The sequence below is a fragment of the Halopseudomonas sp. genome (assembly GCF_041579695.1).
Lineage (GTDB): Bacteria > Pseudomonadota > Gammaproteobacteria > Pseudomonadales > Pseudomonadaceae > Halopseudomonas.
Genome location: NZ_JBFGFI010000027.1, coordinates 15,584 through 34,450, shown reverse-complemented (window position 1 = coordinate 34,450; position 18,867 = coordinate 15,584). Strand labels below are relative to the sequence as shown.

At 60.1% G+C, this 18,867-nt stretch carries 18 protein-coding genes and 1 tRNA gene; 17 read left to right on the top strand and 2 right to left on the bottom strand.

From position 1 onward, the window contains the following. Positions 1-5 precede the first annotated feature (5 nt). Positions 6-92, bottom strand: a tRNA-Leu gene (locus ABYA88_RS07905). 151 nt (positions 93-243) lie between these two features. On the opposite strand from ABYA88_RS07905, the gene queA reads away from it, so the two are divergent. From queA to secF, 5 genes are all read left to right on the top strand, one after another. Beyond that, positions 244-1,293: a tRNA preQ1(34) S-adenosylmethionine ribosyltransferase-isomerase QueA gene (gene queA, locus ABYA88_RS07900; protein ID WP_373186507.1), complete on the top strand. Its 1,050-nt coding sequence runs from the start codon at positions 244-246 to the stop codon at positions 1,291-1,293. 5 nt (positions 1,294-1,298) lie between these two features. Next, complete coding sequence (gene tgt, locus ABYA88_RS07895; protein WP_373186510.1) at positions 1,299-2,417, top strand: tRNA guanosine(34) transglycosylase Tgt; 1,119 nt, start codon at positions 1,299-1,301, stop codon at positions 2,415-2,417. A 58-nt stretch (positions 2,418-2,475) separates the two neighbouring features. After that, entirely contained in the window at positions 2,476-2,808 is a 333-nt protein-coding gene (gene yajC, locus ABYA88_RS07890) for a preprotein translocase subunit YajC (protein ID WP_373186506.1), read from the top strand. Between the two features lie 61 nt (positions 2,809-2,869). Continuing rightward, the gene (gene secD / locus ABYA88_RS07885; RefSeq protein WP_373186505.1) at positions 2,870-4,738 is read left to right on the top strand and encodes a protein translocase subunit SecD; all 1,869 of its coding nucleotides are present in this window, start codon (positions 2,870-2,872) and stop codon (positions 4,736-4,738) included. Between the two features lie 10 nt (positions 4,739-4,748). Continuing rightward, positions 4,749-5,663, top strand: coding sequence for a protein translocase subunit SecF (secF, locus tag ABYA88_RS07880; protein WP_373186504.1), 915 nt, complete (start codon positions 4,749-4,751; stop codon positions 5,661-5,663). Between the two features lie 71 nt (positions 5,664-5,734). On the opposite strand, the gene suhB is transcribed toward secF, so the two are convergent. Beyond that, positions 5,735-6,550: an inositol-phosphate phosphatase gene (gene suhB, locus ABYA88_RS07875; protein WP_373186503.1), complete on the bottom strand. Its 816-nt coding sequence runs from the start codon at positions 6,548-6,550 to the stop codon at positions 5,735-5,737. 147 nt (positions 6,551-6,697) lie between these two features. On the opposite strand from suhB, the gene trmJ reads away from it, so the two are divergent. From trmJ to der, 12 genes are all read left to right on the top strand, one after another. Then, the gene (gene trmJ / locus ABYA88_RS07870; protein WP_373186502.1) at positions 6,698-7,477 is read left to right on the top strand and encodes a tRNA (cytosine(32)/uridine(32)-2'-O)-methyltransferase TrmJ; all 780 of its coding nucleotides are present in this window, start codon (positions 6,698-6,700) and stop codon (positions 7,475-7,477) included. Positions 7,478-7,479: 2 nt separating this feature from the next. Next, a complete protein-coding gene (gene cysE / locus ABYA88_RS07865) occupies positions 7,480-8,301 on the top strand; it encodes a serine O-acetyltransferase (RefSeq protein WP_373186500.1) in 822 nt (273 codons plus the stop codon). 6 nt (positions 8,302-8,307) lie between these two features. Continuing rightward, the gene (locus ABYA88_RS07860) at positions 8,308-9,462 is read left to right on the top strand and encodes an IscS subfamily cysteine desulfurase (RefSeq protein ID WP_373186499.1); all 1,155 of its coding nucleotides are present in this window, start codon (positions 8,308-8,310) and stop codon (positions 9,460-9,462) included. A 134-nt stretch (positions 9,463-9,596) separates the two neighbouring features. Further along, on the top strand, positions 9,597-10,025 hold the full coding sequence (gene ndk / locus ABYA88_RS07855) for a nucleoside-diphosphate kinase (protein ID WP_150278089.1): 429 nt from the start codon (positions 9,597-9,599) through the stop codon (positions 10,023-10,025). A 29-nt stretch (positions 10,026-10,054) separates the two neighbouring features. Continuing rightward, positions 10,055-11,218: a 23S rRNA (adenine(2503)-C(2))-methyltransferase RlmN gene (gene rlmN / locus ABYA88_RS07850; protein WP_373186498.1), complete on the top strand. Its 1,164-nt coding sequence runs from the start codon at positions 10,055-10,057 to the stop codon at positions 11,216-11,218. 34 nt (positions 11,219-11,252) lie between these two features. After that, entirely contained in the window at positions 11,253-12,008 is a 756-nt protein-coding gene (gene pilW, locus ABYA88_RS07845; RefSeq protein ID WP_373186509.1) for a type IV pilus biogenesis/stability protein PilW, read from the top strand. Further along, on the top strand, positions 12,005-13,006 hold the full coding sequence (locus ABYA88_RS07840; RefSeq protein ID WP_373186497.1) for a RodZ domain-containing protein: 1,002 nt from the start codon (positions 12,005-12,007) through the stop codon (positions 13,004-13,006). Before pilW ends, ABYA88_RS07840 begins: the two co-directional genes overlap by 4 nt. 12 nt (positions 13,007-13,018) lie before the next feature. Then, on the top strand, positions 13,019-14,131 hold the full coding sequence (gene ispG / locus ABYA88_RS07835) for a flavodoxin-dependent (E)-4-hydroxy-3-methylbut-2-enyl-diphosphate synthase (protein WP_373186496.1): 1,113 nt from the start codon (positions 13,019-13,021) through the stop codon (positions 14,129-14,131). Positions 14,132-14,146: 15 nt separating this feature from the next. Beyond that, on the top strand, positions 14,147-15,424 hold the full coding sequence (gene hisS / locus ABYA88_RS07830) for a histidine--tRNA ligase (RefSeq protein WP_373186495.1): 1,278 nt from the start codon (positions 14,147-14,149) through the stop codon (positions 15,422-15,424). A 37-nt stretch (positions 15,425-15,461) separates the two neighbouring features. After that, positions 15,462-16,103, top strand: coding sequence for a YfgM family protein (locus ABYA88_RS07825; RefSeq protein ID WP_373186494.1), 642 nt, complete (start codon positions 15,462-15,464; stop codon positions 16,101-16,103). A gap of 5 nt (positions 16,104-16,108) precedes the next feature. Continuing rightward, a complete protein-coding gene (bamB, locus tag ABYA88_RS07820; protein WP_373186508.1) occupies positions 16,109-17,248 on the top strand; it encodes an outer membrane protein assembly factor BamB in 1,140 nt (379 codons plus the stop codon). 95 nt (positions 17,249-17,343) lie between these two features. Further along, positions 17,344-18,798: a ribosome biogenesis GTPase Der gene (gene der / locus ABYA88_RS07815; protein WP_373186493.1), complete on the top strand. Its 1,455-nt coding sequence runs from the start codon at positions 17,344-17,346 to the stop codon at positions 18,796-18,798. Positions 18,799-18,867: the final 69 nt, after the last annotated feature.

Here is an 18,867-nt window from a genome sequence, read left to right as displayed (position 1 = left end):
TCAGATGGTGCCTCGAGGGAGAATCGAACTCCCACTCTGTCACCAGAAACGGATTTTGAATCCGCCGCGTCTACCAATTCCGCCATCGAGGCCTGCGCTTTACTACAGACGGCGCGGAGTATACGAATCCCTTGGCGTGGTGGTCAATGCCGGGACGCGTGATAAATGCGCTTTCTTTGGCCCGTGCCCCGGGTTTCGGCTATCATACGCGGCCATTTTACCTTCTTCCGGATCCCCGCCAGCATGCGTCTTAGTGACTTTCATTTCGAGCTGCCTGACAGTCTCATCGCTCACCACCCCTTGTCGGAACGGCGTGCGAGCCGGCTCTTGTGCCTGGACGGGCCAAGCGGCGAGGTCAGCCATCGTCATTTCGTCGATCTGCTGGAATACTTGCGCCCCGGTGATCTGATGGTCTTCAACAATACGCGAGTGATTCCTGCGCGATTGTTCGGCCGCAAGGAGACCGGCGGGCAGCTCGAGATTCTGGTCGAGCGGGTACTGGATGCGCGGAGGGTGCTGGCGCATGTGCGTGCCAGCAAGTCGCCGAAGACCGGAACGCGGATTATTACCGACGGTGGCGCAGTGGCGGTCATGGTGGCGCGGCACGATGCGCTGTTCGAACTGGCCTTCGACGAGGATGTGCTGGCACTGCTGGATCGGGTCGGGCACATGCCGTTGCCGCCCTATATCGACCGCACCGATGAGCCCGCAGACCGCGAGCGCTACCAGACGGTTTATGCGCAGAAGGCTGGCGCGGTCGCTGCTCCTACCGCCGGCCTGCACTTTGATCAGGAAATGCTGCAGGCAATTGCCGACATGGGCGTGCAGCGCGCCGAGGTGACCCTGCACGTGGGCGCCGGTACCTTCCAGCCGGTGCGCGTGGAGCGCATCGAAGACCACCAGATGCACAGCGAGTGGCTGGAAGTGAGCGCGGATGTGGTCGAAGCGGTCAAGGCCTGCAAGGCGCGCGGCGGTCGAGTGATCGCAGTGGGCACGACCAGTGTTCGTTCGCTGGAAACCGCAGCTCGTGACGGCGAGCTGAAGCCGTTCAGTGGAGACACCGATATTTTTATTTACCCCGGTCGCCCGTTTCACTTGGTGGATGCGTTGGTCACCAACTTCCATCTGCCCGAGTCGACTCTGCTTATGCTGGTGTCCGCCTTCGCCGGTTATGCGCAGACCATGGCGGCCTATCAGGCTGCAGTGGACGAGCGGTACCGCTTTTTCAGTTACGGTGATGCGATGTTCATCACCCGCAATCCGGCCGCTAGCGGTCCCGAGGATGCAGCATGAGTCACATGAATTTTGAGTTGCTGGCCACCGACGGCCGAGCACGTCGTGGCCGGTTGAGTTTCCCCCGCGGCGTAGTAGATACCCCGGCTTTCATGCCCGTGGGCACCTACGGTACGGTCAAGGGCATGCTGCCGCGTGACGTCGAGGCGATCGGCGCGCAGATGATCCTGGGCAATACCTTCCATCTTTGGCTGAGGCCGGGTACCGAGGTGATCAAGGCGCACGGCGATCTGCACGACTTCATGCAGTGGCAGGGCCCGATCCTGACCGACTCCGGCGGGTTCCAGGTGTTCAGTCTCGGCGCGATGCGCAAGATCAAGGAGGAGGGCGTGTATTTCTCTTCCCCGGTGGATGGCGCCAAGGTGTTCATGGGGCCGGAAGAATCCATGCAGGTTCAGCGGGATCTGGGCTCCGATATCGTGATGATCTTCGATGAGTGCACCCCTTATCCGGCCGATGTGGATACGGCGCGCCGCTCGATGGAGCTGTCCCTGCGTTGGGCGAAACGCTCGAAGGACGCGCACGGCGACAATCCCTCTGCGCTGTTCGGTATTGTGCAGGGCGGCATGCACGAGGAACTGCGCCTGCGGTCGCTGGAAGGGTTGAACGAGATCGGCTTCGATGGCCTGGCAATCGGCGGTCTTTCCGTGGGCGAACCGAAGGAAGAGATGATCAAGGTGCTGGATTTCCTCCCTCAGCATATGCCGGCTGACAAGCCGCGTTATCTCATGGGCGTCGGCAAGCCGCAGGATCTGGTTGAAGGCGTGCGTCGCGGTGTCGACATGTTCGACTGCGTGATGCCCACGCGCAACGCACGCAATGGCTATCTGTTCGTAGACGCCGGGGTGATCAAGATTCGCAATGCGGTGCACAAGCATGATTCTTCGACGCTGGATCCGACCTGCGACTGCTATACCTGTCAGAACTTTTCCCGCGGATATCTGCACCATCTGGACAAGTGCGATGAAATGCTCGGTAGCATGCTCAATACCATTCACAATCTGCGCTACTATCAGCGCCTGATGAGCGGTTTGCGCGGTGCCATCCAAACAGGTACATTGAGCGCCTTTGTGGACGACTTCTACGCTCGGATTGGCTTGCCGGTACCTCCCCTGGAAGCCTGAAAAGCGCTCTGGAAGCGCCCTTGATCTTTCTTTCGAGTAAATACTACAGGAGTGTCACATGAGCTTTTTCATACCTGCCGCGATGGCCCAGGAAGCTGGAGCAGCATCCCCTATGGGTGGTGGTTTCGAGTGGATTTTTCTGGTCGGTTTCCTGGTCATTTTCTATCTGATGATCTGGCGTCCCCAGGCCAAGCGCGCCAAGGAACACAAGAACCTGATCGGCGGCCTCGGCGTTGGTGATGAGGTTGTGACCGGCGGCGGAATCCTCGGCAAGGTAAAGAAGGTGACTGACGAGTTCATCGTGCTGGAAGTGGGCGATGGCCAGGAACTGAAGTTCCAGAAGGGCGCTGTTGTTGCTGCGCTGCCCAAGGGCACGCTGAAAGCGATCTGATTGCCACCTACCACCTTATTCCGGGCGCCTTTTGGCGCCCGGATTGTTATCGGGCTCCGATATGCTCAACCGTTATCCCCTCTGGAAATACCTGCTGATCGTCGCCGTGCTGGTGCTCGGCGTGATCTACGCATTGCCCAATCTGTATCCGGATGATCCGGCGATTCAGATCTCCAGCGCCCAGACTGGGCAGACAATTCAGCAACGCGAGCTGGACCGCATCGCGTCTGCGCTGCAGGAAGCCGGCATCGAGACCAAAGGCACCCAGCTGGGCGACATGGATCGCTCCGGACTGGTGCGCCTGGTTGATCGTGCTGATCAGCTAGCAGCTCAGGACATTGTGCGCAGCACCCTGGGTCAACAATTCATCGTGGCGCAGAACCTGGCGCCAACCACACCGCAATGGTTGAAGAATATCGGCGCCGGTCCGATGAAGTTGGGTCTGGACCTGTCCGGTGGTGTGCACTTTCTGCTGGAAGTGGACATGGACAAGGCCATCGAGGCGCGGGTCAATGTCTATGAGAGCGAGATACGTAATCTGCTGCGCGGTGAGCGCGTGCGTTACCGCAGCATGCCCAGCCAGGGCAATGTGCTGCAGTTTGGCTTCACTGATAGCGAGGCGCTAAGCGAGGCGCAGCGGCTGATCGGCGCCGACTACAACCAGTTCCAGATGATCACGGTCAGCCGTGAAGAGTTGGAGGTGTTGCGTCTGGAGCTGACCGAAACGGAAATGGCCGAGATTCGTGATTATTCGGTACGCCAGAACCTGACGACCGTGCGTAACCGGGTGAACGAGCTGGGCGTGGCTGAGCCGCTGGTTCAGCGCCAGGGCGCCAACCGCATCGTGGTCGAGCTGCCCGGCGTGCAGGATACCGCCGAGGCCAAGCGCATTCTGGGCAAGACCGCCAACCTCGAGTTCCGTCTGGCAGCCGAGCCTGACGCGCCCCGTGCCACCGTCGAGACCTTCGACTTCCGTGGTGACAAGCGGCCGCCGGCCGATGTCGAGCGCAGCATTATTCTCACCGGTGACCAGGTCACTGATGCGCAGTCCAATTACGACGAGAACGGCCAGCCTCAGGTCAATATCCGCCTCGACGGTCCTGGTGGAGACATGATGACTCGCGCCACGCGCAACAATATCGGGCGCGGTATGGCGGTGATCTTCATCGAGCAGCGCCAGATCAGTCGTGAGGTCCAGCAGGAAGTCGACGGAGAAATGGTCGAGGTCGAAGTGCCGGCCTTCGTCGAAGAGAAGAGCATTATCAGCCTGGCGACCATTCAGAGCACGCTGGGTAATCAGTTCCGCATCACCGGTCTGGATTCGCCGGCCGAAGCCTCGGAGCTGGCGCTGCTGTTGCGTGCTGGCGGGTTGGCTGCGCCGATGTACTTCGTCGAGGAGCGTACCGTAGGGCCGAGTCTGGGCGCGGAGAATATCGCCAAGGGTGTGTCCGCAACTCAGGCCGGCTTCGTGCTGGTGCTGATCTTCATTCTGGTGCTGTACAAGGCATTCGGTGTGTTCGCCGGTATCGCATTGAGCTTCAACCTGGTGCTGCTGCTGGCATTGATGTCGCTATTGGGTGCAACGCTGACGCTGCCGGGTATCGCTGGTATTGTGCTGACCCTGGGTATGGCGGTCGATGCGAACGTGCTGATCTTTTCGCGGATCAAGGAGGAGATAGCCGGTGGCGTGTCTGCTCAGCGGGCGATCCACGAAGGCTTCGACAAGGCATTTTCGGCGATCATCGACGGCAGTCTGACCACCCTGCTGGTGGGTGTGATTCTGTTTGCGATGGGTTCAGGTCCGATCAAGGGCTTTGCGGTAACGCTCTCGCTGGGCATTCTTACCTCGATGTTCAGCGCCATCATGGTCACCCGGGCGATGGTCAACCTGACCATTGGTGGGCGTGACATCAAGAAGCTGTGGCTGTGAGGAGCGCGTCATGATTACCAGTAAAACCATCAATTTCATGGGGCTGCGCAAGCTCTTCTTCGCGGTCGCCATTATTCTCATGATCGGCTCCATTGCCAGTCTGGCGATCAAGCAGCTCAATCTGGGGCTCGACTTCACCGGCGGTGCCCTGGTTGAACTGCAGTACCAGTCCGCAGCAGACCTGCCCGAGATTCGCACGACTCTGCGCGCTGCAGGTTATGACGATGCAGTGGTGCAGAACTTCGGTGCATCGACTGATGTGCTGATCCGTCTGGCCAGTGACGATCCTGATCTGGGCAGCCGGATCGCAGAGATCATCCAGAACGAGGATGGCAGTGACGTTACCCTCAAGCGCATCGAGTTCATCGGTCCGCAGGTGGGTGAGGAGCTGCGCGACCAGGGCGGTCTGGGCATGTTGCTGGCGATGGGCGGCATCCTGCTCTACGTCTCCCTGCGGTTCCAGATGAAGTTCGCCGTGGCCTCGATTGTCGCGCTGGTGCACGACGTGATCTTCACCTTGGGTATCTTCTCCTTCTTCGGCTTGTCGTTTGATTTGACCGTGCTGGCGGCGTTGCTCGCGGTGATCGGCTATTCCCTGAACGATACGATCGTGGTGTTTGACCGGGTGCGCGAGAACTTGCGCATGATGCGTAATGCCGATCTGGAAGAGATCATCAACGTGTCGACTACGCAGACCCTGGCCCGGACGTTGGCCACGTCGGCATCGACCTTGCTGGTGCTCTTCGCGCTGTATTTCTTCGGCGGCGAGAACATCCAGGGCTTTGCGCTGGCATTGATCATCGGTGTGGGTATCGGTACCTACTCCTCGATCTATGTAGCCAACGGTTTGCTGATGACGATGAACCTCACCCGCGAGGATCTGATCCCGCCGGAGATCGAAGAAGAGGTCGACGATCGGCCTTGAGTTCTTTGTTTTGACGCATAAAAAAACCCGGCTGATCAGCCGGGTTTTTTATGTCTTGGGGTTTTGATCGCTTAACGCTTCATGCCCGGCGCCAGGTGTGGCTGAATAGCGGTGAGCACGGCCTTGAAGCATTTCGGATTGCCGGCGACGATATGGCCCTTCTCGAGGAAGTGGTGATCACCAGTGAAATCGCTGACCAATCCGCCGGCCTCCTGGATCAGCAAGGTGCCCGCTGCCATGTCCCACTCGGCCAGGCCTGCTTCCCAGAAAGCGTCATAGCGGCCGGCGGCTACGTAGGCCAAGTCCAGGCTCGCGGCGCCACAGCGGCGGATGCCGGCGGTCTGACCGACCAGGCTGCGGAACATGCCCAGGTAGTTATCCAACGATTCCATCTGGTTCTGCCGGAACGGGAAGCCAGTGCCGAGCAAGGCGCCGTCCAGGGTCTTGCGCGAGGTCACGCGCAGGCGTTTGCCATTGAGCGACGCACCGCGGCCACGGCTGGCGGTGAACTCTTCCTGACGGACCGGGTCCAGCACAACGGCATGCTCGATGCGGCCCTTGATGCGGCAGGCAATACTCACGGCATAGTGCGGAATGCCGCGCAGGAAGTTGGTCGTGCCGTCCAGCGGGTCGATGATCCAGACAATGTCCGCACCGTCGCCCTGGCCCGGCTGAAAGCCGGATTCTTCGGCATGGATGCCGTGGTTCGGGTAGGCCTTGCGCAGATGGCCGATGATGGTCTGTTCGGCAGCCCGGTCAACTTCGCTGACGTAGTCGTTGGCCTCTTTCTCGTTGACGGTCAGAACGTCAAGCCGCTCCACGGAGCGATAGATCAGTTCTCCTGCACTGCGTGCTGCGCGCAGGGCGATGTTCAACATGGGCTGCATACGGATGTCTCTGCTTAGGGGGTTTTAAAGAGCCGGAAATTGTACCAGATAAGCCTGCCAACATGAATGCATCATGGCCTTTGTGTGCTGGCTTTTGTAAGATGGGCGGTTCCTCGCCAACCGGCGCAACCGTTGTGGAGTCCTTCCGTGCTGGACAATGTTCGAGTGGTCCTGGTCAATACCAGTCATCCCGGCAATATCGGCGGCGCAGCCCGCGCAATGAAGAATATGGGTCTTACCCGGCTGGTACTGGTGGATCCGCAGCGTTTCCCCGATCCCAACGCGGCTGCCCGCGGCGCGGGCGCCGACGATGTGCTGGAGGGTGCCGTAATCGTCCCCACTCTCGAGGAGGCGATTGCTGACTGCGTGCTGGTGATGGGTACCAGTGCCCGCGACCGGCGTATCCCCTGGCCGGTGGTGGACCCGCGCGAGGCGGCGGAGAAGGTGCTCGATCAGATAGCCGAGCTGCCGGATGCACAGGTCGCCCTGGTATTTGGTCGCGAGGATTCCGGCCTGACCAGTGACGAGTTGCAGCGCTGCCAGTTTCATGTGCATATCCCGTCGAATCCGGAGTTCAGTTCACTGAATCTGGCAGCCGCGGTGCAGGTGCTGGCCTATGAGCTGCGCATGCTGGTGCTCAAGCGCCAGAGTCAGCCGACGCACATGCAGAAGGTCGAAACCACCGCCACGCAGAATGAGATACCGACTACCGCGGACGAGATGGAGCAGTATTTTTCGCATTTGCAGCAGGTGCTGGTTGAAATCGGCTTCCTTGACCCGCAGAAACCAAGGCAACTGATGCCCCGTTTGCGTCGCCTATACGGGCGAATCCGGATCAACCGGATGGAAATGAACATCCTGCGCGGTATCCTGACCGAAACACAGAAAGCTGTCGGCGTGAAAGCGGCCGGCGAGCGGAGACGTTAAACATGTTCAAGCGCATGAAGGAAGATATCGCCAGTGTGTTCCACCGGGACCCGGCAGCCCGCAGCACCGTCGAGGTACTGTTCTGCTATCCCGGGCTGCATGCTATCTGGCTGCATCGCCTGGCCCATGCGCTCTGGATGCGCAATGCCCACTTGTTTGCGCGCATGGTGTCGAACTTCGCGCGCTGGGCGACCGGGATCGAGATCCACCCCGGGGCAAAGCTGGGCCGACGGTTTTTCATTGATCATGGTATGGGTGTGGTCATTGGCGAGACGGCAGAAATCGGCGACGACGTGACGCTCTATCAGGGGGTGACCCTGGGCGGCACCAGTTGGGACAAGGGCAAGCGTCATCCGACTCTGGAAGCGGGTGTGGTAGTGGGTGCCGGTGCGAAGGTGCTCGGCCCCTTCACCGTCGGTGCGGGTGCGAAGATCGGCTCCAACGCGGTCGTCACCAAAGCGGTGCCTGCGGGCGCGACGGCAGTGGGAATTCCCGGCCGTGTCATTCTCAAGGAGTCGGCGCAAGAGGTCGATGAGCAGAGCGCCAAGCGTCAGGCGATGGCGGAAAAGCTGGGCTTTGATGCCTATGGCGTGACCCGAGATATGCCCGACCCGGTCGCCCGTGCCATCGGCCAGATGCTCGATCACATGCAGGCGGTGGACAATCGTCTGGAGGGCATGTGCCAGGCTTTGGGCGAGCTGGGCAGCGATTATTGCGCCAAGGAGCTGCCTGCGCTGGGTGGCAAGGACTTCGATCTGCTCAAGGCTGAAGTCGATAGCGTCGAAAGTAAATCCGCCGAGGCCGGCAAGACCGACCGCTCATAGGACACATTGATGTTGCCGATCTATCTGGACTACGCAGCCACTACGCCAGTTGACCCCCGGGTCGCCGACAAGATGATGGCGTGTCTGACCATGGACGGTAATTTCGCCAACCCGGCCTCGCGCTCGCACATATACGGCTGGAAGGCCGAGGAGGCAGTCGAGCTGGCGCGCCGCCAGGTGGCTGATCTGGTCGGTGCCGACCCGCGGGAGATTGTCTGGACTTCCGGTGCGACCGAGTCCGACAACCTGGCGATCAAGGGCGCCGCGCACAGTCGCGCCGAACGCGGTCGACACCTGATTACCTCACAGATCGAACACAAGGCGGTGCTGGACAGTTTTCACCAGCTCGAGCGCGAAGGCTTCGAAGTGACCTGGCTCAGCCCCGGTACAGAGGGCGTGATTACCGCCGCCCAGTTGCAGCAGGCGATGCGCGAAGACACGGTGCTGGTTTCTCTGATGCACGTAAACAACGAGATCGGCACGATCAACGATATCGCCGCCCTCGGTGCCGTAGCGCATGGCGGCGGGGCGCTGATGCATGTGGACGCGGCACAGTCCACCGGCAAGCTGCCGATTGATCTGCATCAGCTGCCGGTCGACCTTATGTCCTTCTGCGCGCACAAGACCTACGGCCCCAAGGGGATTGGCGCGCTGTATGTGCGGCGCGATCCGGCGCTGCGTCTCGAAGCGCTGATTCATGGGGGTGGACACGAGCGTGGTATGCGCTCGGGTACGTTGCCAACCCACCAGATTGTCGGTATGGGTGAATCCTTTGCGCTGGCCGGCGCGCTGATGGAGAAAGAAAACCGGCGCATCACCGGGCTGCGGGACCTGCTGTTGGCCGGGCTGGCCGGCCTTCCGGATGTGTTCCTTAACGGGAGTCGTGAGCAGCGTGTGCCGCATAATCTGAATCTTGCCTTTGCCGGCGTTGATGGTGAGTTGCTGCTGCTGGCGCTAAAAGATCTGGCTCTGTCCTCGGGATCAGCCTGTACTTCTGCCTCGGTCGAGCCATCCTACGTCCTGCGCGGGTTGGGGATGTCGAATGACCTGGCGCAGGCTTCGCTACGGATTTCGTTGGGCCGTTTCACCACCGACGATGAAGTGACGCGTGCGGCGCAGGTTCTCTGTACGGTAGTGCCACGGTTACGCCAGGGCGGCTGAGGCGGCTGGCTGCCTGATCCGGACCAGTGAATCCGCTGGCCGGTATGTATTTCCCTCTAACCTGCGTATAATCCGCGGGTTAACAATTCCGTATTACTTCTCAATTCATCTTTATATTTTCTGGAGTGTTTTCCATGGCCGTAGAACGTACCCTGTCCATCATCAAGCCCGACGCCGTTGCCAAGAATGTCGTGGGTCAGATCATCAGCCGTTTCGAGAAGGCCGGTCTGAGCGTTGTCGCTGCCAAGATGGTTCAGCTGTCCCAGTCAGACGCAGAAGGCTTCTACGCTGAGCACAGCGCGCGCCCTTTCTTCAAGGATCTGGTTGGCTTCATGACCTCTGGTCCGGTTGTCGTGCAGGTGCTGGAAGGTGAAGGCGCCGTACTGAAGAACCGCGAGCTGATGGGCGCTACCAACCCCAAGGAAGCCGACGCAGGTACCATCCGCGCCGATTTCGCTGAATCTATCGATGCCAACGCGGTACACGGTTCGGATTCCACTACTTCTGCTGCACGCGAGATTGGCTATTTCTTTGCTGAAACCGATCTTTGCCCGCGCGGCTGAAACCGTTTCTTCGACACCAGGGTGATGATGTGACTGCCACTAACAGCGTCAACGGCAAAGTAAATCTGTTGGGTCTGACCCAGCCGAAAATGGAAGCCTTCTTCGAGAGCCTCGGGGAAAAGCGCTTCCGTGCCGGACAGGTAATGAAGTGGATCCATCACCTGGGTGTCGACAATTTCGATGACATGACGAATGTCAGCAAGGCCCTGCGTGAAAAGCTTGCAGCAGTTGCCGAGATTCGTCCGCCGGAAGTAGTCAGCGAAGACATCTCCACCGATGGTACGCGCAAGTGGGTTGTGCGCGTGGCCTCCGGCAGCTGCGTGGAGACGGTCTATATCCCGCAGAATGGTCGCGGCACCCTGTGTGTCTCGTCCCAGGCGGGGTGTGCGCTGGACTGCAGTTTCTGCTCTACCGGCAAGCAGGGATTCAATAGCGATCTGACCGTGGCCGAGATCATCGGTCAGGTGTGGGTCGCCAACAAATCGTTTGGCAGTATTCCGGCCAAGACTGATCGTGCGATTACCAACGTGGTAATGATGGGGATGGGGGAGCCGTTGTTGAACTTCGACAACGTGCTCGATGCCATGCTGCTGATGATGGATGATCTGGGCTACGGGATATCCAAGCGCAAGGTCACGCTATCGACCTCCGGCGTGGTGCCGATGATCGAGAAGCTGGGCACGCTTACTGATGTTGCACTCGCGTTGTCGCTGCACGCACCGAACAATGCGCTGCGCAACCAGTTGGTGCCGCTGAACAAGAAGTACCCGCTCGAGGTGTTGCTGCCTGCCTGCAACCGCTATATGGCGGGGCTGGGCGAGAAGCGCGTGCTGACCATCGAGTACACCATGCTAAAGGACATCAATGATCAGCCCGAGCATGCCGAAGAGATGATTGAATTGCTGCGCGAAACGCCCTGCAAGATCAACCTCATACCCTTCAACCCGTTTCCCCATTCGGGCTATGAGCGGCCGAGTAACAACAGTATCCGCCGCTTTCAGGATATGCTGCACAAGGCTGGCTACAACGTTACCGTGCGCACTACGCGGGGCGAGGACATTGATGCCGCTTGCGGCCAGCTGGTCGGACAGGTCATGGATCGTACCCGCCGCAGCGAACGCTACATCGCTCTGAGAGAATTGCCGGTTGACGGGTTGCCCGCAGCACAGCAGCCTTCCAGCGTGGACCGGTAAGCCATCCAAGCGAGGATCGAGTGTGATGAACAGAATGATGATCGCGGCAACATTGCTCACAGCCCTGGCGCTTACCGGCTGTGTAACCACCAGCGACCAGCCGCAAAAGAGCAAGCCTGATCCGGACGCCGGAAGGGACGCCTACATCCAGCTGGGCCTGGGGTATTTGCAGGAGGGTGAGACCGAAAGCGCCAAGGCGCCCCTGAGCGAAGCATTGAAGCTAGACCCGCGCTCTGCCGCAGCGCACCTGGCCCTGGCCATGGTGTTTCAGCAGGAAGGCGAAACAGCGTCGGCTGAGAAGCATTACCAGGATGCTCTGGCTAGCGCGCCGGACAATCCGCGGATTCTGAACAATTACGGCGTATTTCTGCTCAGTGAGGAGCGCTATCAGGAAGCCCTGAGCTACTTCGAGAAAGCAGCCCGGGACACGCTCTATGGCGAGCGGTCGAGAGTTTTTGAAAATATCGGACTGACATACCAGCGTATGGATCAGCCGGAGCAGGCCAAAGCGAGTTTCGAACGGGCGTTGCGGCTCAACAGCCGCCAGCCCCTGGCTTTGCTGGAGATGGCCAGGATCGAGTTTAATGAACAGAATTACGTTCCGGCATGGGACTACTATCGCAGTTTCACCCAGATTTCCGGACAGAATGCCGACAGCCTCTGGCTGGGCATTCAACTGGCACGGCGGTTTGAAGATCATAACCGGGCTGCAAGCTACGCGTTGCAGCTGCGCCGCCTCTACCCCGCAAGTCCGGAAGCGCAAGCAATGAAGGCATCAGACCAATCATGAGTACAGAGCAGCGAGATGCAATGCCGCCGAACGTCGAGCTTCGACAAGATGATGGGCGCATGCCCCATCCGGGCGCCACTCTGCAGGCCGGCCGGGAAGCAAAGGGCCTGAGTGCCGGCGAGGCCGCTACCAGCCTGCGCCTGCCGGAAAAGATCCTTGCCCACCTGGAAGCCGGGCGCTTCGACCAGTTGCCCGGCGATACCTTCGCACGCGGCTACGTGCGCAGCTATGCACGCCTTCTGGGGCTGGATGCCAATCGGTTGGTACTCGAATACGACAGATCCCGGGGTATCGAGGTGCGCGAGCGCCAGGTCAGCGGGATCGACAAAATGGGCCGGCCGGGCCGCACAGGTAGCACGCTGCTGACCTGGACTACGGTAGTAGTCGCCCTGGCCATTTTCGCCTCGCTTTTGCTCTGGTGGTACGACAGCCAGCCAGCGCCTGCGAACGAGGACATTTCCAGCATAGCGAGTCAGGTTCTCGACGAAGTTGAAGTGGACGCCATGGCCCTGCCGGAAGACTTTGCTGCAGACCCTGAATTGCCAGAGGAAACTGTCCTGGCATTGCCCGGCCTGGTGCTCCCGGCGACAGACGCTGAGGTGGCCGCTGCATCAGCTGAAGAGCAACAGGCGCTTCTGACTCCAGAGCAGACAGAGCTTTCCGCTGAAGACGCCGGCATACAGCCAGTGGCGCCTGAAGGGGAGACAGCGCCTTCTCAGGCCGCCACGACGGAAGCTGCTGATCAGTCTGTTGCTTCGGTCAGCGGATTGCGGATGCAGTTCACCGGCGATTGCTGGGTGCAGGTGACCACGCCCGGCGGTGAAACGCTGCACAGCGCCCTGATGCAGGCTGGGCAGTCACTTGCCATCGATCACCAGGGCCCCTTCGACGTGGTTATCGGCGCGGTTGAAGCGGTCTCGCAAATTGCCTTCAACGGCGAGTCGGTGAATACGCAAGGCGTCCGCGACTCGGGCGTTGTTCGCCTGCGTCTGGGCTGAAGGAGTAACGCGATGCACCACGAATCCCCCATTAAACGCAGAGTCTCCCGGCAGATCCGCGTGGGCTCGGTACTGGTTGGCGGTGATGCGCCTATTTCGGTGCAGAGCATGACCAATACCGAAACCTGCGACGTGGCTGCCACGGTGGCCCAGATCAACCAGTTGCAGGCGGTCGGAGCAGACATCGTCAGGGTCTCGGTGCCAAGCATGGAGGCCGCCGATGCGTTCGGCGAGATCCGTAAGCAGGTCAGCCTGCCGTTGGTTGCCGACATTCATTTCGACTACAAGATAGCGTTACGTGTGGCCGATCTGGGCGTGGACTGTCTGCGCATCAATCCGGGCAATATCGGACGCGAGGATCGCGTCCGCGCAGTGGTCGACGCTGCGCGCCACAATGGCATCCCGATCCGCATCGGCGTGAACGCCGGTTCGCTGGAAAAGGACTTGCAGAAAAAATACGGCGAGCCGACGCCCCAGGCCCTGGTCGATTCGGCGCTGCGCCACGTCGATTATCTCGACAAGCTGGATTTTCAGGATTTCAAGGTCAGCGTCAAGGCATCCGATGTGTTCATGGCGGTCGGTGCCTATCGGTTGCTTGCAGCGCAGATAGAGCAGCCGCTGCATCTGGGCATCACCGAAGCGGGTGCGCTGCGCTCGGGCACTGTGAAATCGGCCGTCGGTCTGGGCATGCTGCTGGCCGAGGGGATCGGCGATACCATCCGCATTTCCCTGGCGGCGGACCCGGTCGAAGAGATCAAGGTTGGCTTCGACCTGTTGAAATCGCTGCACTTGCGCTCGCGCGGCATCAACTTTATTGCCTGCCCGAGCTGCTCACGGCAGAACTTCGACGTAATCAAGACCATGAACGAACTCGAGGCGCGCCTCGAAGACGTAGTGGTGCCGCTGGATGTGGCCGTCATAGGTTGCGTGGTCAACGGCCCGGGCGAGGCGAAAGAGGCCGACATCGGCCTTACCGGTGGCTCTCCGAATAACCTGATCTACGTCGGCGGAACGCCGGATCAGAAGGTCGACAACGTTCATTTGGTCGATACATTGGAAAAACTCATTCGTGACAAGATTGCTGCCAAACAGGCGCTGGATGCCAACACCATCGCCCGTGGCTGATAAAGGAAAGATGCATTGAAGACCCTGCAAGCCGTGCGCGGCATGAACGATGTCCTGCCCGCCGACAGTGCGCTCTGGCAGTATTTCGAAAGAACAGTGGCAGACCTGCTGACCGGTTACGGTTACCAGCAGATGCGTATGCCGATCGTCGAGCCCACCGAGCTGTTCAAGCGTTCGATTGGTGAGGTGACGGATATTGTCGAGAAAGAGATGTATACCTTCGCCGATCGCAACGGCGATTCTCTGACCCTGCGCCCCGAAGGTACTGCCGGGTGCGTACGGGCAATGCTGGAGCACGGACTGCTGGGCAGCGGAATGAGCCAGAAGGTCTGGTATGCCGGGCCGATGTTCCGCCACGAGCGCCCGCAAAAGGGCCGCTACCGTCAGTTCAACCAGATCGGAGTGGAGACATTCAATATCGCCGGTCCGGATATTGACGCCGAGCTGATATTGCTCAGCTGGCGTTTGTGGAAGCAGCTTGGCCTGCAGGATGCTGTCACGCTGGAGCTCAACAGCCTGGGCAGCAGCGAGGACCGCGCGCGTTATCGTGGGGAGCTGGTCACGTATCTGCGCGAGCGTTTCGACCAGTTGGATGAAGACAGCCAGCGCCGGTTGGAAAGCAACCCCTTGCGGGTGCTGGACAGCAAGAATCCGGCGACGCAGGCATTGCTGGCCGATGCGCCGCGTCTGGCCGACTTCCTCAATGAGGATGCCCGCAATCACTTTGACGGATTGCGCGCCCTGCTGGACGCAGCGGGAGTACCCTACGTGATCAACCCGCGTTTGGTGCGCGGGCTGGACTATTACGGGCTGACAGTGTTCGAATGGGTGACTGACAAGCTTGGCGCCCAGGGGACAGTTTGCGCTGGTGGGCGTTACGATGGTCTGGTCGAGCAATTGGGTGGCAAGCCCGCTCCGGCAGTGGGCTTCGCCATGGGTATCGAGCGCCTGTTGCTGTTGATCCAGACACTGGGTCGCGTGCCGGCTGAACTGTCCCGCCAAGTAGATTTGTACCTTGTCACGCAAGGCGAAGCAGCTGCGCTAGCCGGTTTCCGGCTGGCCGAACAGCTGCGTGACGCCTTGCCGGGTCTGCGCCTGGTCGTGCATTGTGGCGGCGGCAGCTTCAAGAGCCAGTTCAAGAAGGCGGACAAGTCAGGCGCGCTCTTCGCGCTGATTCTGGGCGAAGACGAGGCGGCAGCGGAGCTGATAGGCCTGAAACCGCTGCGCAGTGATGAGCAGCAGGAAAATATCGGCTGGCATGAATTGCCAGCGCGTCTAAAACAAGTGTTGTGAGCGCAAATATCCGCTTTGATCAGGCAAGGAGTCTGGGGTGACGTACGAGACAGAAGAAGAACAGGTAGAAAAGATCAAGGAACTCTGGAAGAAACACGGCGTTCCCTTACTGACCGGCGTGGTGATTGCGCTGGCTGGCGTATTCGGCTGGCAGGGCTGGAATAATTATCAGGACGGCAAGGCAGCCGAAGCATCGGCACTTTACCAGTCTATGCTCGAAGCAGTTCTTGCAGGCGATGGAACCGAGGATCGTGCCCGCGGCGCGGAACTGGCCGAGCAGATCCGTGAACAGTACAGTGGCACGCGCTATGCGCAGTTTGCCGCAATGATGCAGGCTCGCCTGGCGGTGGAGGCAGAGGATCTGCCGGCCGCCGAACAGTTGCTGAGCGAACTGGTTGCCGACGCCGGTGATCCGGTGCTCGAGGAAGTTGCCCGCCAGCGTCTGGCCCGGGTATTGGCCGCGCAGGATCGGGCCGAAGAAGGGCTCGATGTGCTGACGGGCGAAGTGTCCGGCGCATTGCTGGCCAGCCGCGAAGAAATCCGCGGCGACCTGCTGCTCGCTCTAGACCGAGAGTCCGAGGCGCGGTCAGCCTATCAGGCTGCCCTCACGGCGCTCGAAGATCCCCAGGCGCGTCCGCAGTTACAGTTGAAGCTCGATGATCTGGCGGAGGAAGCCTAGTGAACCTGAAGTTCCCGTATTTGGCCATTACCCTGGCGGCGCTGCTGGTTGCAGGCTGCAGTGGTTCAGGCAAGAAAGAACTCGCCCCGGCAGAGCTGCAGGATTTCACTTCCGAAGTGGAGCTGGAGCGTACCTGGAAGCGCAACATCGGTGCCGGCCAGGGCAAGCTGTACAACCAGTTGATGCCATCGCTTGACGGCCTGACGCTGTATGCGGCTGACGCCCGTGGCCGTGTTGTGGCAATGGACCGTGAAACCGGTGACGTGACCTGGCAAGTCAAGCTCAAGGAGCGGGTTTCCGGTGCTGTGGGAACCGGTGGTGGTCGGGTAATGATCGGTACGCTGGATGGCGAAGTCATTGTGCTCGACGAGACCGATGGCAGCGAAATGTGGCGCGCCCAGGTATCCAGTGAAGTGCTGGCTCCACCGCGGACCAATGGCGACGTGGTGGTAGTGCAGACCCTCGACGACAAGGTTACCGCACTGGATATCAGTGACGGGTCGCAGCGCTGGATCTACGAGTCCAGCGTGCCGGTCCTTACCCTGCGCGGTCACAGCGCGCCATTGATTGCACAGGGTCGGGTATTCGCCGGTCTGTCCAGCGGTCGCGTGGTAGGCCTGGCGGCAGATACCGGACTGCCGATCATGGAGGCGCGCGTAGCGCAACCGCAGGGCCGCACCGAACTGGAGCGGATGGTCGATATCGACGGCCAATTGCTGCTGGTCGACGAAACGCTGTATGTCACCAGTTTTCAGGGCGCTCTTGCTGCCGTTGATGTGAATACCGGCACTGTACGCTGGCAGAAAAAAGCGTCGAGTCTGGTCGGCCCCGGCGAAGGCTTTGGCAGCGTTTACGTCAGCCATGCCGATGGCCGAGTCCAGGCGCTGGACCGCTCGCGCGGTGAGTCGCTTTGGGTCAATGACGGCCTGATGCGTCGCCAGCTGACTGCGCCCGTTGCGTTCAGCAGCTATATTGCGGTGGCCGATTTCGATGGCTACGTGCATCTGCTTGCGCAGACGGATGGGCGGCTGGTCGGCCGCATACGGGTCGACGGTGACGGAGTACGCGCACCGGCAATCGTGCTGGGCGACACGCTCTATGTGTACGGCAACAGTGGTGACCTGGTGGCGCTTACGCTCCGCTAGGCCCGAAAAAAGCTATACTTTCCCGGCCGCTGCCCCTGAAACTGGCGCAGCGGCCGTTTTCGTTTATTGCACGGTCATCCGTGCGCGGAGTAATCATGGTTCCTGTAATCGCCCTCGTGGGGCGGCCCAATGTCGGCAAGTCCACGCTATTCAACCGTCTGACCAAGAGTCGTGACGCTATCGTTGCCGACGTCGCGGGGCTCACCCGCGATCGCCAGTACGGCGAAGCACGATGGCAGGGCAAGCCCTATATCCTGGTCGACACTGGAGGCATCAGCGGCGACGAGCAGGGTCTGGACATGATTATGGCCGGACAATCCCTGCAGGCTATCGAAGAGGCCGACGCGGTACTTTTCCTGGTCGATTCCCGGGCCGGCAGAACCGCGGCAGACGAGCTGATCGCTCAGCATCTGCGCAAGCGCAACAAGCACACCTATCTGATTGCCAACAAGATCGATGGCGCAGACCAGGATTCGATTCAGGGCGAGTTTTCCAAGCTCGGCCTGGGTGCACCAATCGGCATCGCGGCGGCGCACGGTCGCAATATCAATCCGATGCTCGAGCAGGTGTTTGGTGAAGAGGGTATCGGCAGTCTCGCCCAGGAGCCGCTGGCCGAGGGCGAGGAGGGCAAGCCTGCGCGTATCGTTGAGGCGATCGGTACCAAGATTGCGGTTATCGGTCGACCCAATGTGGGCAAGTCGACCCTGGTCAACCGGATGCTTGGTGAAGACCGGGTGGTGGTATTCGACCAGGCCGGTACCACCCGCGATACCATCTACATCCCCTATGAGCGCCACGACAAACCCTACACGCTGATCGACACCGCGGGTGTACGCAAGCGTGGCAGGGTATCCGAGGCGGTCGAGAAGTTTTCGGTGATCAAGACGCTGCAGGCGATCGAGGACTCCAATGTGGTGATCTTCGTGATCGATGCCCGTGAAGGCGTCGTGGAACAGGATCTGCACCTGCTCGGGTTCGTGCTGGATGCCGGCCGCGCGCTGGTGATTGCCGTGAACAAGTGGGACGGCATGGATGAGCGTGAGAAGGAATATGTGAAGATCGAGCTGCAACGCCGGCTGATCTTTGCCCAGTTTGCCGATCTGCATTTTATCTCTGCATTGCATGGCAGCGGCGTAGGCCTGCTCTACAAGTCGGTCGACAAGGCCTTTGCCAGCGCAATGACCAAGGTGCCGACCAACCGCATGACGCAGATCCTTGAGGATGCGGTGGCCAATCACCAGCCTCCGGTGGTCAATAGTCGCCGCATCAAGCTGCGCTACGCTCACCTTGGTGGTTCCAATCCGCCGATCATCATCATTCACGGCAACCAGGTGGAGAACGTTCCCCAGTCTTACACCAAGTATCTGGAGAATACCTTCCGCAAGGTGCTGGGCATGGCGGGTACGCCGATTCGGGTTGAATACAAGGGCGGTGAGAACCCCTTTGCCGATCGCAAGACCGGTTTGACCGATCGCCAGGTCAACAAGAAGCGGCGGCTGATGAGCCACCACAAGAAAGAAGAGAAGAAGAGCAAGGACCGCAAGCGCTGAAGTAGCTGATTTGGCTGGAGTCTATTTGCGCAATAAAAAACCCGGCTACAGGCCGGGTTTTTTTGTGGG

Excerpts from the sequence above, each read along its gene's own strand:
- queA (WP_373186507.1), top strand. The coding sequence starts at position 244 with ATGCGTCTTAGTGACTTTCATTTCGAGCTGCCTGACAGTCTCATCGCT.
- ABYA88_RS07840 (WP_373186497.1), top strand. The coding sequence starts at position 12,005 with ATGAGTACAGAGCAGCGAGATGCAATGCCGCCGAACGTCGAGCTTCGA.
- ispG (WP_373186496.1), top strand. The coding sequence starts at position 13,019 with ATGCACCACGAATCCCCCATTAAACGCAGAGTCTCCCGGCAGATCCGC.
- ndk (WP_150278089.1), top strand. The coding sequence starts at position 9,597 with ATGGCCGTAGAACGTACCCTGTCCATCATCAAGCCCGACGCCGTTGCC.
- suhB (WP_373186503.1), bottom strand. The coding sequence starts at position 6,550 with ATGCAGCCCATGTTGAACATCGCCCTGCGCGCAGCACGCAGTGCAGGA.
- yajC (WP_373186506.1), top strand. The coding sequence starts at position 2,476 with ATGAGCTTTTTCATACCTGCCGCGATGGCCCAGGAAGCTGGAGCAGCA.
- pilW (WP_373186509.1), top strand. The coding sequence starts at position 11,253 with ATGATGATCGCGGCAACATTGCTCACAGCCCTGGCGCTTACCGGCTGT.
- der (WP_373186493.1), top strand. The coding sequence starts at position 17,344 with ATGGTTCCTGTAATCGCCCTCGTGGGGCGGCCCAATGTCGGCAAGTCC.
- tgt (WP_373186510.1), top strand. The coding sequence starts at position 1,299 with ATGAATTTTGAGTTGCTGGCCACCGACGGCCGAGCACGTCGTGGCCGG.
- secD (WP_373186505.1), top strand. The coding sequence starts at position 2,870 with ATGCTCAACCGTTATCCCCTCTGGAAATACCTGCTGATCGTCGCCGTG.
- secF (WP_373186504.1), top strand. The coding sequence starts at position 4,749 with ATGATTACCAGTAAAACCATCAATTTCATGGGGCTGCGCAAGCTCTTC.
- cysE (WP_373186500.1), top strand. The coding sequence starts at position 7,480 with ATGTTCAAGCGCATGAAGGAAGATATCGCCAGTGTGTTCCACCGGGAC.